Source organism: Nonomuraea sp. NPDC054003, from assembly GCF_055585125.1.
In genome coordinates, this window is the sequence record NZ_JBVJKR010000012.1 from 1 (window position 1) to 12,640 (window position 12,640).

Consider the following 12,640-nt stretch of genomic DNA (forward strand, 5'->3'; position numbering starts at 1 on the left):
GGGCCTTAGACAAGCCCGATCCTCCCAGCTCAAGGGCACTTTTCTTATGTGAACTATCAGGTCGGCTCAAATTCGCTGTGAAAGCCGCAGGCTAGGTAAGGAAAATGGATCCCCTGAATCTTGAGAATGCGGAGTGGCGCAAAGCCGCGGCAAGCGCCGACGTTGGACAGTGTTTGGAAGTGGCGACCAACCTTCCCGGTGTCGTCGCCGTACGCGACAGCAAGAACCCCCACGGCCCCGCGCTGATCTTCACGCCCGGCGAGTGGAAGGCGTTCGTCGGCGGCGTCCGGGACGGCGAGTTCGACCTGCCCTAACCGCCGCCGACTCCCGGCAGCTCGACCCAAGCCACATCACCGCACTACGCAGGCAGCCCACGGCCAGATGCCCGGCCGGGGCTGCCTCCGCGCGGCGTCACAGGCCGATGTTGGCCTTGTCGCCCATGTACGACCCTGCCCCCGGCCATCCCTCCCGGGCCAACTCCACGAACCGCGAGCCGAACCCCAGCCCCGGCAACTCGGCCAGCGGCACGAGATGCACGCCCCGGATCCGGTTGGTGTCGACGCCCTCGGTGACGACCCCCAGGGTGCCGCCCACGCGGGTGACCTCGAACGTCATGTGGATGACGTGGAGGCCGCCGCCCGGAAAGTTGTCGCACACGTACAGCAGCCGGCCGGCCTCCACGTCCAGCCCGGTCTCCTCGCGCATCTCCCGTACCAGCGCGTCGGCGAGCGGTTCGCCCGCCTCGACCCGCCCGCCGGGGAGTGTCCAGGAACGGGTGTCGGTGTCCTGATCCAGCAGGAGGATCCGGTCGTCCTCGATGAGGATGCCGGTGACCCGTACGATGATCATCCGAGCACCCTGGTCGACGCCCGCCTGCCGACCAGCAGCAGCAATCCGACGGCGGCCAGGATGCCGACGGCGATGGCCGGGACGAGCGCCCCGAAGCCCAGCCCGGCCGCCACCAGGCCGAACAGCGGCGGGCCGAGCAGTGATCCGAGGCTGCCCGCCTGGGCGACCACGCCGTTGCCGACGTCCGCGTGGTCGAGGCGCTCCAGCACCAGCGGCAGGGCGGCGAAGCCGAGGGCGCCCAGGAACCCGTTCTCGATGGAGACGATAGCCGCGCCCGCCAGCGCGGCTGCCGCCGAGCCGTGGTCGCCGAACAGGAGCCAGGCGGCCGGGAGGGTGAGCAACCCGGTCATGGCCAGGACGCCGACCGGGATGCCCCGGCGGAGCAGCACGCCCACGGCCAGCCCGCCGATCGCGCTGAGCACGGAGATCACCGAGGTCAGGGCGCCCGCGGCGGCGGCCGAGTAGCCCTGCTGCTCGATGAGGAGCGTGGGCAGGAGGACGATCACCGGGAGAGTCACCAGGATGGCCAGGCAGAAGGCCGTGGCGAGCACCAGCGGCCACCACAGCGCCCCGGCCCGGGGGCGCGGGCCGGCCGCCTGCCGTCCGGGACCCCGCGGCAGGCGCGCCCAGAGGACCAGCGCCATCGCCAGCGTCAGACCGGCGACCAGCGCGATCCAGCCGCGCCAGCCCAGAGCGGAAGCCAGCGCGCCACCCGCGAGCGTGCTCGCCCCGAGTCCCATCGGGACGAACGTGGCCCAGATCGACAGGGCCGTGCCCCGGTCGCGTCCGGTGGCCAGGCGGACGACCAGGGCAGGGCAGGTGATGATGATCAGGAGATAGCCGATGCCCTCGGCGACCCGGGCGGTCAGCAACCAGCCGAAATCGGGCGCGGCCACGCTCGCCACGCTCGCCGCCGCGGTCAGGGCGAGGCCCGCGACCAGTGACCGCTCCGCGCCGATGCGGCGTACGAGGTAGCCGGCGGGCAGACCGGCGGCGGCGCCGACGCCGACGACGGCCGAGATCACCCAGCCCAGCTGCGACAGTGACAGCCCGAGCTCGGCCGCCACCTCCGGCCCGACCGGGGAGAACTTGCCGAAGCTCATCGCCGCGACGACCCCGCCGAGGTAGATGACGGCGATCGTCAGCCACGGGGTGCGTCGTGCGGACTCCCCGGCCGGCTCGGACGTGTCCGGCATCGAGGGAGAGTCCATCGGGCTCCTTTTGCGTCGTCGCGGGCACGTCTCCAGGCTCGATCATGGCTCTGCCGGTTGCCCGGTTCAACCCGTTTGTTCCGTTCGGGCTCCGCTTGGATCTCCATCGCACGGAGGTGTGGGCGTCACCGGGTTTGTCCGTACGGTTTCGTCGCTTTTGCGGCAGGGCGCAGAGGCCCTTTCCATCGCCATTCTCCAGGGGCACGATGGAGGGCGTCTTGACCGTTGATCATCACGACGAAACGGAGGACCTGTGAAGATCGCGCGACGTCTCTTAACCGCCGTGTCCGCGCTCGCCCTCGTCATGACCTCGCCCGGCGTCGCGGGCCCCGCTCACGCCGAGCAGGCCGAGCCCGTCCAGGTCAAGCCCCTGTCCGTACGGAGCGTCGCGCCGATGGGCGCCGAGGCCGCGGCGCTGACGGCGAAGGCCCGCGGCGGCCAGGCCAGGTCGGCGCTCGCCGCCCGCCCGGACCGGCCCGCCAGGACGCAGGCCGCGCGGTCCTTCTACGAGCTCCAGCTCAACCTGTGCAACAGCGGCAAGGCCGGATGCTACGCCGGCGGCCAGTCGATCTACGAGGGCGGCGACCTGATCTACTACCTCGCCCCCGACCTGGTGACGCTGAACGAGATCTGCTCCGTCGACCTGCCCAACTACCTCCAGCCGTCGCTCGCCGAGGCCTGGCCGAACGACTGGACCTACTCCGTCTTCTACCCGGCGCTCGACAAGCCGACGGGCAACCCGATCACCTGCACGAACGGCGGCACCTACGGCAACGCCGTCCTCGGCCGGGTCCCCGCCGCCCTGTGGCAGGGGGCCAACGGCTGGGTCGGCGAGTACACGACCCAGGACAGCGGCAACGAGGTGCGCACCTTCGCCTGCGCCTACGCGGTGGGCGACCACCTGTCCTGCGCCACCCACCTGAGCGCCAACAGTGAGCCGATCGCGCTGACCCAGTGCAAGGCCCTGATGTTCGACGCCGTGCCCTACATCAGGTCGCAGGAGGGCATCTCCGGCAAGACGGTCGTCGGCGGTGACTTCAACCTGGAGTACGACACCTCCGACCCGGAGAACGCGCAGAACTGCGTACCCAGCGGCAACACCCGCAAGGGCGACGGGGACGTGCAGCACGTCATCTTCAGCAACGACTTCACCTTCGTCAGCCGGAGCCTGTACGGGCTGACCTACACCGACCACGACGGCATGCTGATCCGCCTGACCAAGCCGTGACTCCGTTCCGGGTCTGACGGCGAATCCCAGGTGTGTCCTCCGAATGCCCGGCTGCTGTCCTGTCTGTGATCGGAGCGAGAGCGTTATTTTTTTCGCGACGGCCGTTGCTCATCGCAGGAAAATTCAGCGCGAAATCGCAAGGCGGGAGAGGGAAGATGAGAAAAGCGATCTGGGCTGCCGCGATCGCCCTGACGGCCGGTCTTCTGGCTGGTGGGGCGCCCTCGGCGGCGACGGCGGCCTCGCCGACGGACAACGGGGTTCACAACACCAGCACGATCGCCGTCGGCGCCGTCCAGACCTGGATAACGAACGCCTGTGTTTATCGGCAGGGTTGTTACGACGCCCTGATTCCGGCCGGGCGGTATTCGGGCTGGCGGTACACGGCCGCCGTCTACTTCGGGGACAACTACTGCCTGAGAGTCCGCGCCTGGCAAGCGGGAGGTGGTCTGGGGCCCGTGACGATCACCGGCGAGGGGCCCGCGTACTTCGTGTTCAACAGCGTCCACCCCGGCTTCGACGTGCGGGCGGTGCCGATCAACCACGCCGACTGCCACAGCGCGGCGGCGACCTCCAGCGGCGACGCGGGAGAGGTCGTCCAGGCCGGGCAGTGACATAACCGGGTGCGGGACCAGACGTCCGCGTCTGCTGCGAGATCATCACCGGCCGTGGCCGGGTGGCGAGCATGGACCGCCGCCTGGCCATGTGCTGGTGATTCCGCGCGCCCACGTGGCCGGGACGCGTGCACTGCACGACGGTGGCCCCGCCGTGGCTCGAGTTCGTCTGGCAGTACCGCCCGGGAGTCCTCGACGGAGAGGGCCGCAGGCGTCGCCGAAACTTTCTGCCTCGTTCTTGACAATTTTCGGCGGGATATCCAGACTGATTGCCCCAAGTGATCTCTCCTATCGGCGCGGTCATCGCCGGTCTACGAGGAAGAGAAGATGCCTGACAGCGACAGAGGGACAGACCCGCCGGCCCCCGCAGACTCAGATGCTCCGATCTCGAGGATTAATCGCCATATTCCTCATCCGGCTCGGATCTATGACTACCTGCTCGGCGGCAAGGACAACTTCGACGCCGATCGCAAAGCCGCCGAGGCGCTCATTGAGTTGTCGCCGGGCACCCGCGAGGGCGTGCGCGCGCATCGTGCCTTCCTGGGCCGGGCGGTGCGGTATCTGGCGGACGAGGCCGGCATCACCCAGTTCCTGGACATCGGCACCGGGATCCCCACCCAGGACAACACCCACACGATCGCCCAGCGGGCCGTGCCCGAGGCCCGCGTGGCCTATGTGGATAATGACCCGATCGTTCTGGTGCACGGTCGGGCTCTGCTGACCGGTGACCCCGCGGGCATGACCGACATGATCGAGGCGGACCTGCGGCAGCCGGAGAAGATCTTGGACGATCCCACGGTCCGGCGCGTGATCGACTTCACCCGTCCCGTGGCCGTCATCCTGGCCGGGGTCATGCACTTCATCACCGACCAGGAAGATCCGTACGGGCTGGTCGAGCAGTTCAAGGCCGCAGTGCCCGGCGGCAGTCACCTGCTGCTGTCGCACATCACGCTCGACTTCGCCGACCAGGTGCGCCGCGACGACTTCACCAAACCCTACGACAACAGCTCCGCCCCCATGGTGCCGCGCAGCCACGACGAGACGCTGCGGTTCTTCGCGGGCTGGGACCTGGTGGATCCGGGCCTCGTCGAGGTGGTGACGTGGCGGCCGGATCCCGTCGACGACCGGGAACCGATTCCCGGCGGCCATGCCTGGGCCTACGGCGGTGTCGCGATCAAGCCTGTGATCAGCCTTGCGCACGCTGAAGCGCACGGGCCCTGACATCAACGGGTGTTTCGGCATGGACGCGTTCGTTGGCTGGATCGGCTCGGGCGGCCTGAGAAGCTGTGACCCATTTCGCTTCTGACGGCCGAGCCGCATCACCTCGTAAACGCCTCTCGACGTTGCCCCGATCCGGGCGTACCGTGAGGAAAATTCTCAATAGGAGGGGCCGTGGTATACGAATTCTCGCTTCCGCCGGAGAAATACGGATACGACGGGTATACGCGGGAGGCGTACCAGAAACGCACGGACGAAAAAATCGAGGCCCACTACAACATCGCCACGTTCTCTTTCGTGCCGAGGCCGGGAGTCACCCCGACCACCGCGGACCCCGGTCGCACGATCAGCAGCACGGGGATCGGCGTATACAGAACGGTGGGAACTTACGTTCAGCACGACGTCAGGGTCAACGAAAGCCACTCCGAATATCAGTTCATCAGACACAGCCTGCCGTCGGTCGACGACGGGGTGTTCCCCGCCCAGTGGGTCCTGTCCTGGGTCTACACCGAGCGTCCGGCCTGCCCGGACGCGTTCTGGGGGAACAGGTACGTGGCACCGGGATGCAAGACGATGATCCAGCAGATGGAGGATCTGCAGCGCCAGCGGAGATGGGACGGAGAGACCAAAGAAGGCTACGCGCTGCGCGATGACCTGCGGGTCGAGATATTCTCCACGTTCACCGAGGGCTTTTCCGAGATCAACAGGGCGGTGGCTTTCAACCCGATCTGGCAGGACGTCCGTGACGATCTGGCCGAGAGGCTCGAGAAGCTCTATGAGGCCGACTATGACGCCGCCCACGACACCGAGGAGTTCGACCAGGAGTGGTATGACGCCATTCCCCGGCTGGCCCGTGAGCACGCGGAGAGAAGCCTGCCGTTGTTGGGTGACTATTTCCTCACGAAGAAGGACGGTGCGACCTTCCGAAAGGCCCTGAACGAAGCGGCGGCCCGGATCGTGTCCGAGTTCCACGAGAGCGACTCCGACGACACGATGGAAACCTGACGTGCCGCGGCACCCGCGCATGCGGCGGGCGTGACCTCAGCATCGTCAGTCCATGACCGGTACACGGCGATGCGCCGGGTACGTGCGTGGCATGAAAGCCATCAACGTGTGTTTCGGCATAGACGTGGACGCGGTCGCCGGCTGGATCGGCTCGTACGGGGGGCAGGAGTCACCGAACGACATCCAGCGGGGTGTCTTCGCGGCCGAGGTGGGGACGCCGCGGCTGCTGCGGTTGTTCGCCCGGGAAGGCATCAGGACGAGCTGGTTCGTACCGGGGCATTCGGCGGAGTCGTTCCCGAGGCAGACGCACATGATCGTCGAAGCCGGGCATGACGTCGGCGCGCACGGCTACATGCACGAGAACCCGGTCGCGATGTCCGCCCAGCAGGAGGAGGACGTGCTGGCGCGCAGCGTCGAGCTGCTCGACAAGGAGTTCGGCGTCCGGCCGAGCGGGTACGTCGCGCCGTGGTGGGAGATGTCGGCGCGCACCATCGACCTGCTGCTCAAGTACGGGTTCAGCTACGACCATTCGCAGTCGTACCGGGACTTCCAGCCCTTCTACGCCCGCCGGGGCGAGGAGTGGACGCGGATCGACTACGACAAGGACGCCTCGACCTGGATGAAGCCGCTGGTCCACGGCGAGGAGGTGGATCTGGTCGAGTTCGCCGCGAACTGGTATCTGGACGACCTGCCGCCCATGATGTTCATCAAGAACTCGCCGAACAGCCACGGCTTCGTGAACCCGCGCGATCTCGAACGGCAGTGGCGCGACCAGTTCGACTGGGTCTACCGGGAGCTCGACTACGCGGTCTTCCCCATCACACTCCACCCGGACGTGAGCGGCCGGCCGCAGGTGCTGCTGATGCTGGAACGGCTGATCCACCACATGCGCGGTCACAAGGGCGTGAAGTTCATGTCGTTCGCCGAGGCGGAGAAGGACTTCCGGGCCCGCTACCCGTTCAAGGAGCGGGCGCGGCCGGCCGACGTCCACTGAGCCGGGGCCATACTGGCAGGCATGAGCTGGACCCCTGAGCCGCCGGTGAACGCCCTCCGCGACGGCATCACCCACGGCTGAGCCGGGATGAGCCCATCGCCCGCGCGTCTGCGCGCCCGCATCGACGACGCCCCGATGTCCCGATCGCAGTGGTCGGCGATCGCCGTGTGCGTCCTGCTGAACGTCGTCGACGGGTTCGACGTGCTCGTCATGTCGTTCACCGCCGCGGCCGTCTCCGCCGAGTGGCGGCTGTCGGGGACCGAGCTGGGCCTGCTGCTGAGCGCCGGGCTGGTCGGGATGGCGCTGGGATCGCTGTTCCTCGCGCCGGTCGCCGACCGGACGGGGCGGCGGCCGCTGATCCTCGCCTGCCTGGCGGTGTCGTCGTCCGGGATGCTGCTGTCGGCCCTGGCCGGGAGCGCCGTCCAGCTCGGGCTGCTGCGGCTGGTCACCGGGGTCGGCATCGGCGGCGTCATCGCCGGCAGCAACGTCATCGCCGCCGAGTACGCCAACCGGCGCTGGCGCGGCCTGGCCGTCAGCCTGAACACCGCCGGTTACGCCGTCGGCGGCACGGTGGGCGGCGTCATCGCCGTGGTCCTGCAGAACGCGTCGGGGTGGCGGTCGGTGTTCGCCTTCGGCGGGGTCGCCACCGCGCTGCTCGTCGCCGCCGTGGTCCGGAGGCTTCCCGAGTCGCTCGACTTCCTGCTCACGCGGCGCTCGCCCGGCGCCCTCGACAGGCTCAACGCGCTGCTGGCCGCGATGCGGCAGCCGCCGCTGCGGTCGATGCCCGAGCCGGACGCGCCCGCCGGGCGAGCGCCCGGGCTGCGGCAGCTCCTGTCGCCCGCGCGGCGTCGTAACACGCTGCTCACCTGGGCCGGCTTCTTCACGAGCATGTCCGGCTTCTACTTCGTGGCGAGCTGGACGCCCAAGCTGCTGGTGGAGGCAGGGATGTCGGCCACCGAGGGCATCACCGGCGGGTCGCTGCTCAACCTCGGCGGCATCTTCGGGACGACGCTGCTCGGCCTGCTCGCGGCCCGGTTCGCGCTCCGGCGCGTGCTGCTCGGCTACGTGCTGGCCTCGGTCGCGCTGCTGGCCCTGTTCGTGCCCGCCATGTCGGTGTACGGACCGGCGCTCGCGCTCGGCGCGCTCATCGGGCTGTTCGTCACCGGGGCGGTGGCGGGCCTGTACGCGCTCACGCCCTCGATCTACCCGCCGGAGATGCGGGCCACCGGCGTCGGCTGGGGCATCGGCGTCGGCCGCGTCGGCGCGATCCTGTCGCCTCTGGTCGCCGGTCGGCTGCTGGACGCCGGGTGGGGGCCGGGCGGGCTCTACCTGCTGGCCGCGGCGGTGCTCGCCGCCGGCGGGCTGGCCGTGGGCGCCTTCCGCCTGGACGCGGGCTCGCCCGTACCCGTGAAGACGGAGGCGTGACCGCGGGTCAGGGCAGGCGGTCGGTGCGGTGGGCGGAGAGGCGGGCGGGGTCGGGCCAGCGCACGCCGTGCGCCCAGCCCGCCCGCTCGAACCAGCGGATCAGCCGCGCGCTGGGGTCGAGCTGGCCTTTGAGCACGCCGTGGCGGGCGCAGGCGGGCTCCGCGTGGTGCCAGTTGTGCCAGCCTTCGCCGAACGTCAGCAGCGCCACCCACCACACGTTGGACGAGCGGTCGCGGGTGCGGAACGGCCGGTCGCCGAAGGTGTGGGCGACCGAGTTGACCGACCAGGTGACGTGGTGGACGACCGCGTAACGGACGAGCCCGCCCCAGAAGAAGGCGGTCCAGGCGCCCGCCCACGACATCGACCACAGCCCTCCGGCGGCGGCGGGCAGCGCGAACGAGAGGGCCACGACGGCCGGGTAGGCGGCGTCGAAGCGCCGCACGTCCGGGTCGGACAGCAGGTCGGGCACCCAGTGGCGGGTGCTGGAGCGGCGCCGGGCGGTGTAGAACCAGCCGACGTGCGCGTGCAGCATGCCGCGCAGCAGGCCCAGGCCGCTCTCGCCGTAGCGCCACGGGGAGTGCGGGTCGCCCTCGCGGTCGGCGTACTTGTGGTGCCTGCGGTGCTCGGCCGCCCACAGCGTGACCGGCCCTTCGACGGCCATGCCGCCCGCCAGCATGAGCGCGACCCTGAGCGCCCGGTTGCCGCGGAAGGCGCGGTGGGTGAACAGCCGGTGGTAGCCGACGGCGATGCCGAAGATGCTCACCGCGTACATCACGGCGGCGATGACCAGGTCGCGCGGGCCGATGCCCCAGCCCCAGGCGGCCGGCACCGCGAGCGCGAGGAGCAGCACGGGCAGCACGACCAGGACGACCAGATAGGCGGTGCGGCGGCCCGTGGTGACCGCCACCGTCTCCGCCGCGCTCCGGCGTGGAATGGCTGACGTCAAGCTTCCTCCCTGTGGTGACCCCGGCTCCCCATTCAACGGCGGGGGTCCTGGAGTGCGGCTATGACCTGACAGTGACGACTCGATTACTTTCAGGAGGCAGAACAATGCGCTCCGTAGCCATGAAGAAACGCAGAGGGTCTCCCTAGATTGTGGTTGCACAACGTGATCATTGATGATCGCTCCGGAACCATGCGGAAAGGTCCACGGAATGGGTGCTGTCGGCCAGACGACCACGGGCGGCTATCTGGAGAGGTACGACGAGGCGCTCGCCAGCGCTCCGATGTCCGCGTTCGGGCTGGTCAGAGAGTGGATCCGGAGCGACTGGCGCGGCCTGTTCGCCGAGCTGCGCGAGCGGCGTCCCATCCTCGTCACGCCCGCCTTCACGGTCGTGACCCGCCACGCCGACGTCACCGAGGTGCTCTCCCGTGAGGAGATCTTCTCGGTCCGGGCCTTCGGCCCGCGGCTCGACGCCGCCCTGGGCGGGCCGTTCATGCTCGGCAGGGACGCCACCGCGATGAACTGGCGCGAGAAGGGCCTGATGCAGGTCATGCTCGACCCCGGCGACGTGGCCGGGGTGCGCGAGCTCGCCGGGAACCTCGCCGACGAGCTGCTCGACGCCGCCTCGCCCGGCGGGCGCGTCGAGACGGTCGGCGGGCTGTTCAGGCCCGTCGCCCTGGGGGTGTGCGCCCACTACTTCGGCTTCCCCGGCCCCGACCCGCAGACCCTGTCGCGGTGGACGCGCGCCGTCGTCACCGACGGCTTCGCCAACTTCCACGGCGATCCGGAGATCCAGGCCGCGTCCGTACGAGCCGGTACGGAGATGATCGCCTACCTGCGCGAGCGGCTCGCCGAGTACCGGGCGGCGCCCGATCCGCCCGACGACGTCTTCGCCCGGCTCGTCCGCTCCTCGCACGTGCCCGACGACCGCATCCTGATCAACATGGCCGGGCTGCCGCTGGGCTTCGTGGAGAGCGCGCCAGGAGCCATGACGGAGGCGGTCGAGCAGCTGCTGATGCGTCCGGAGGTGCTGGCGGAGGCCGTCGAGGCGGCGGGGGACCCCGAGCGGTTCGACCGTTACGTCTGGGAGGCGCTGCGGTTCAACCCGTTCTTCAAGCTGCTGCCGAGGCTGTGCGAGCGCGATCATGTGCTGGCGGCGGGCACGCCGCGCGCCACGCCGATCCCGGCGGGCACGTTCGTGCTCGCGGCGCCCGCCTCGGCCATGTTCGACGCCGACGTGGTGCCGGAGCCGGGCGAGTTCCGCCTCGACCGCCCGGCGCACCACCACCTGTTCTTCGGCCACGGCCACCACGCCTGCCTGGGCGTCCATCCGGCCAGGGTCGTCGTGAGCGAGACCGTACGGCGTCTGCTGCTGCGTCCCGGCGTCCGCTTGCTGCCCCCGCCGGAAGGCGCTGTCGAGCGCGCCCTCGGCATCTTCCCCGACCGCTTCGTCGTCGGGCTCGGCACCGAGCGGCGGGAGGGCTGACGATGGCGGGCAGCACGACAGCGCGCGGCGTCGCCTCGGACGGGCTCGTCAACCGGCTCAGGTTCCTGGCCCTGACCAGCGGCCGGCCGTTCTGGGACCTTCTGCAGCGGGTCGATCCGGTGCGGCGCAGGGTCAACGCGACCCTGATCGACCAGGCGATCCGGGAGATGCCGCCGCGGCCGGAGCCGCTGAGCACCATGGCCGGCTACACCTCCTGGGCCTCGCTGACCGACCGCACCTACAGCGGGCGTCACCTGCCCCCGATCACCGTGGCCGACGACAGGCGGCCGACCCCCGAGCGGGCCGCCGAGCTGTTCACCCGCGGCGAGTCCGTGATCCACTGCCCGCGCTCCACGGTGCTGTTCGCGTACTTCGCCCAATGGTTCACCGACGGCTTCCTGCGCGGCGACGTGAACATCCCGCGCGACCCGCGCAAGAACAGCTCCAACCACCACATCGACCTCAACCAGGTCTACGGCCTCGACGAGCGGGCGACCGCCGCGCTGCGCACCTTCGACGGCGGGCTGCTGAAGAGCCAGCTGCTCGACGGCGGGGAGTTCCCGCCCTTCCTGTGCGAGAACGGCAAGATCAAGCCCGAGTTCGCCCCGCTGCGCGTCATCCGCTTCGACGAGCTCACCGACGAGCAGCGCGACAGGCTCTTCGCCACCGGCAGCGACCGGGGCAACATTCAGCTCGGCTTCACCATGCTCACGGTGCTGTTCCTGCGCGAGCACAACCGGGTGGCCCGGCTGCTCGCCAAGAACCATCCGCGCTGGGACGACGAGCGGTTGTTCCAGACGGCCCGCAACATCCTCATCGTGCTGCTGATCAAGCTCGTGGTCGAGGAGTACATCAACCACATCACCCCCTACCACTTCCGGTTCACCCTGGACCCGAAGCTGTCGGCGCTGCTGGCGCACGCCCCCTGGCACCGGGAGAACTGGGCCTCGGTGGAGTTCAACCTCGTCTACCGCTGGCACAGCCTCATCCCGTCCCACCTGTCCGTGGGCGGGCACGACCTGCCCCTGGCCGAAACCATGGTCGGCGGCGCGCTGATCCCCGGCCCCGGGCTCGGCCGGCTCTTCGAGGACGCCTCCCGCCAGCGGGCCGGCCGCATCGGGCTGTTCAACACCGACCCGCTGCTGCGCGAGGTCGACGCGGCGAGCATCGCCGACTCGCGCGTGCTCGGCCTGGCCTCGTACAACGACTACCGGCGACACTGCCGCTTCCCCCGGGTGCGCCGGTTCGAGCACGTCTCCGGCGACGCGCGGGTCTCCGGCGCGCTGCGCGACCTCTACCGCGGCGTCGACGACCTCGACCTGTACGTGGGGCTCTTCGCGGAGGAACCCGGGTCCCCGGACGCGATCCTGCCGCCGCTGCTCACCAAGATCATCGCCATCGACGCCTTCTCCCAGGCGCTCACCAACCCGCTGCTGGCGCCGCGCGTGTTCAACGCCGCCACCTTCTCCCCGACCGGCGTGCGGATCATCACGGCCACCCGCACCCTCGCCGACGTGGTACGCCGCAACACCCCCGAGGACCCGACCCCCCGCTTCGTCAGCATGACCCGGCAGGCCTTCACATGACCTGCCCTCCCGACCCGTCCCCGTCTGTCCCGTCCAGTCCCTCCGAGGAGTCCCCGGTCGGTTCGTCTGATTCGGCCGCCGCGT

12 protein-coding genes are annotated in these 12,640 nt (G+C 69.8%); 9 read left to right on the top strand and 3 right to left on the bottom strand.

Going from position 1 to position 12,640, the window contains the following annotated elements:
* Positions 1-104: 104 nt before the first annotated feature.
* Complete coding sequence (locus ACZ6YG_RS29180; RefSeq protein ID WP_466019740.1) at positions 105-314, top strand: DUF397 domain-containing protein; 210 nt, start codon at positions 105-107, stop codon at positions 312-314.
* A 97-nt stretch (positions 315-411) separates the two neighbouring features.
* Here the strand turns inward: ACZ6YG_RS29180 and ACZ6YG_RS29185 are convergent, their stop codons facing one another.
* Together ACZ6YG_RS29185 and ACZ6YG_RS29190 are read right to left on the bottom strand one after the other, a co-directional pair.
* Positions 412-849 carry an NUDIX domain-containing protein gene (locus tag ACZ6YG_RS29185; RefSeq protein WP_466019741.1) on the bottom strand — a complete coding sequence of 146 codons (438 nt, stop codon included), beginning with the start codon at positions 847-849 and terminating at the stop codon, positions 412-414.
* On the bottom strand, positions 846-2,060 hold the full coding sequence (locus tag ACZ6YG_RS29190; RefSeq protein ID WP_466019742.1) for an MFS transporter: 1,215 nt from the start codon (positions 2,058-2,060) through the stop codon (positions 846-848). The genes ACZ6YG_RS29185 and ACZ6YG_RS29190 overlap by 4 nt, the downstream gene beginning before the upstream one ends.
* A 253-nt stretch (positions 2,061-2,313) precedes the next feature.
* Between ACZ6YG_RS29190 and ACZ6YG_RS29195 the strand changes: the two genes are divergently transcribed.
* From ACZ6YG_RS29195 to ACZ6YG_RS29220, 6 genes are all read left to right on the top strand, one after another.
* Complete coding sequence (locus ACZ6YG_RS29195; RefSeq protein WP_466019743.1) at positions 2,314-3,288, top strand: endonuclease/exonuclease/phosphatase family protein; 975 nt, start codon at positions 2,314-2,316, stop codon at positions 3,286-3,288.
* Between the two features lie 155 nt (positions 3,289-3,443).
* A complete protein-coding gene (locus ACZ6YG_RS29200; protein WP_148033168.1) occupies positions 3,444-3,899 on the top strand; it encodes a hypothetical protein in 456 nt (151 codons plus the stop codon).
* 327 nt (positions 3,900-4,226) lie between these two features.
* Positions 4,227-5,120, top strand: coding sequence for an SAM-dependent methyltransferase (locus tag ACZ6YG_RS29205; RefSeq protein ID WP_466019744.1), 894 nt, complete (start codon positions 4,227-4,229; stop codon positions 5,118-5,120).
* A gap of 171 nt (positions 5,121-5,291) precedes the next feature.
* Complete coding sequence (locus ACZ6YG_RS29210; RefSeq protein WP_148033166.1) at positions 5,292-6,122, top strand: hypothetical protein; 831 nt, start codon at positions 5,292-5,294, stop codon at positions 6,120-6,122.
* A 91-nt stretch (positions 6,123-6,213) separates the two neighbouring features.
* Positions 6,214-7,116 (top strand): polysaccharide deacetylase family protein, encoded by a 903-nt coding sequence (locus tag ACZ6YG_RS29215; protein WP_466019745.1) that lies wholly within the window; start codon positions 6,214-6,216, stop codon positions 7,114-7,116.
* An 87-nt stretch (positions 7,117-7,203) separates the two neighbouring features.
* Positions 7,204-8,541 (top strand): MFS transporter, encoded by a 1,338-nt coding sequence (locus ACZ6YG_RS29220; RefSeq protein WP_148033164.1) that lies wholly within the window; start codon positions 7,204-7,206, stop codon positions 8,539-8,541.
* A gap of 7 nt (positions 8,542-8,548) precedes the next feature.
* On the opposite strand, the gene ACZ6YG_RS29225 is transcribed toward ACZ6YG_RS29220, so the two are convergent.
* Entirely contained in the window at positions 8,549-9,487 is a 939-nt protein-coding gene (locus tag ACZ6YG_RS29225) for an acyl-CoA desaturase (protein WP_148033163.1), read from the bottom strand.
* 208 nt (positions 9,488-9,695) lie between these two features.
* Here ACZ6YG_RS29225 and ACZ6YG_RS29230 point away from each other — a divergent pair, with 208 nt between their 5' ends.
* Together ACZ6YG_RS29230 and ACZ6YG_RS29235 are read left to right on the top strand one after the other, a co-directional pair.
* A complete protein-coding gene (locus tag ACZ6YG_RS29230) occupies positions 9,696-10,970 on the top strand; it encodes a cytochrome P450 (protein WP_148033162.1) in 1,275 nt (424 codons plus the stop codon).
* 2 nt (positions 10,971-10,972) lie between these two features.
* Positions 10,973-12,556 (top strand): peroxidase family protein, encoded by a 1,584-nt coding sequence (locus ACZ6YG_RS29235; protein WP_466019746.1) that lies wholly within the window; start codon positions 10,973-10,975, stop codon positions 12,554-12,556.
* Positions 12,557-12,640: the final 84 nt, after the last annotated feature.

Excerpts from the sequence above, each read along its gene's own strand:
- ACZ6YG_RS29180 (WP_466019740.1), top strand. The coding sequence starts at position 105 with ATGGATCCCCTGAATCTTGAGAATGCGGAGTGGCGCAAAGCCGCGGCA.
- ACZ6YG_RS29185 (WP_466019741.1), bottom strand. The coding sequence starts at position 849 with ATGATCATCGTACGGGTCACCGGCATCCTCATCGAGGACGACCGGATC.
- ACZ6YG_RS29190 (WP_466019742.1), bottom strand. The coding sequence starts at position 2,060 with ATGGACTCTCCCTCGATGCCGGACACGTCCGAGCCGGCCGGGGAGTCC.
- ACZ6YG_RS29200 (WP_148033168.1), top strand. The coding sequence starts at position 3,444 with ATGAGAAAAGCGATCTGGGCTGCCGCGATCGCCCTGACGGCCGGTCTT.
- ACZ6YG_RS29205 (WP_466019744.1), top strand. The coding sequence starts at position 4,227 with ATGCCTGACAGCGACAGAGGGACAGACCCGCCGGCCCCCGCAGACTCA.
- ACZ6YG_RS29215 (WP_466019745.1), top strand. The coding sequence starts at position 6,214 with ATGAAAGCCATCAACGTGTGTTTCGGCATAGACGTGGACGCGGTCGCC.
- ACZ6YG_RS29220 (WP_148033164.1), top strand. The coding sequence starts at position 7,204 with ATGAGCCCATCGCCCGCGCGTCTGCGCGCCCGCATCGACGACGCCCCG.
- ACZ6YG_RS29230 (WP_148033162.1), top strand. The coding sequence starts at position 9,696 with ATGGGTGCTGTCGGCCAGACGACCACGGGCGGCTATCTGGAGAGGTAC.
- ACZ6YG_RS29235 (WP_466019746.1), top strand. The coding sequence starts at position 10,973 with ATGGCGGGCAGCACGACAGCGCGCGGCGTCGCCTCGGACGGGCTCGTC.